The organism is Vibrio sp. 1978, assembly GCF_033344345.1.
Genome location: NZ_JAWPOP010000566.1, coordinates 1 through 653, shown reverse-complemented (window position 1 = coordinate 653; position 653 = coordinate 1). Strand labels below are relative to the sequence as shown.

The following is a 653-nucleotide window of genomic DNA, read 5'->3' as shown; positions in this document are numbered from 1 at the left end:
CACTCCTAGCCGATACTGCCCTGCAACTAGATGATCCTGTACGCAGCATTCTTCACTATCAACAAGCTTTAAGCTTAAGTGAAGACATTAGTGAATGCGTGGAAATTGAAGCAGACGAACGACTTTTGATTTCTGTAATCTCTTGTCACAACCTCGCGCAATTTTGGCGCTGGGCTGGTGATACCGAATACGAACTCAAATATCTTCAGCTGGCATCTGAAAAAGTGCTCACACTTATTCCCCAATGCCCAAACCAGAATTGCGCGAGCTTTATTGACTCCATCGGCTGTTGCACAAAAGCACTTATCGATTTTATGAAGCGTCATCCAAACCCAGCAATTGCGAAACAAGTAGAAAAGATCGATACCGCAACCAATTGCGAAGTGATCGCTAAGTTTCGTTTAAATTAATGAGCAAAGGTCGAAAATAAGCTGACCTCATCACTTGGAAATGACTCAACGAAAGTTATTCGACAGTAAGTAGATACTCACTAACATATACAAAGTAAGCCTTGAGCGTTTTCGAGGCTCTTACTTAATTAACAAGCGAACAACGTCAATATACAACAACGCCGGAGATTATTTCTCCGGCGTTTTATATGTAAGAATGCTTTACTACGGCCTAAACTTGAGTTCGACCTAAAGAGATGACTA

Annotated in this window: 1 protein-coding gene; it reads left to right on the top strand. The window is 41.5% G+C overall.

Translation table 11 applies throughout. The annotated features are described in order from the left end of the window. On the top strand, positions 1-410 hold a 410-nt coding region (locus tag R8N49_RS27860), incomplete at its 5' end, for a DUF2753 domain-containing protein (protein ID WP_029848122.1). Positions 411-653: the final 243 nt, after the last annotated feature.